This is a genomic window from Legionella sp. ST3F1 (assembly GCF_048553315.1).
In the GTDB taxonomy this organism is placed as follows: Bacteria; Pseudomonadota; Gammaproteobacteria; order Legionellales; family Legionellaceae; genus Tatlockia; species Tatlockia donaldsonii.
Genome location: NZ_JBLZIO010000088.1, coordinates 1 through 242, shown reverse-complemented (window position 1 = coordinate 242; position 242 = coordinate 1). Strand labels below are relative to the sequence as shown.

The following is a 242-nucleotide window of genomic DNA, read 5'->3' as shown; positions in this document are numbered from 1 at the left end:
GGTACCTTGACCATTGCCGATGTCGATGCCGGCCAATCCAGTTTCATCGCCCAGCCTTCCGTGGCAGGCACCTACGGTACCTTTACCCTGGCTGCCAATGGGGTGTGGACGTACACGGCGAACAATGCGCAAACGGCCATCCAGCAATTAGGGGCTGGCCAAACGTTAACCGATAGCTTCACGGCAAAATCTTTAGATGGAACAGCAACCCAGCTCGTCACAGTCACCATCCAGGGTACCAA

1 protein-coding gene is annotated in these 242 nt (G+C 55.8%); it reads left to right on the top strand.

Annotated elements, in window-relative coordinates:
- On the top strand, positions 1 to 242 hold a 242-nt coding region (locus tag ACN4Z1_RS16055; protein ID WP_419413496.1), incomplete at both ends, for a VCBS domain-containing protein.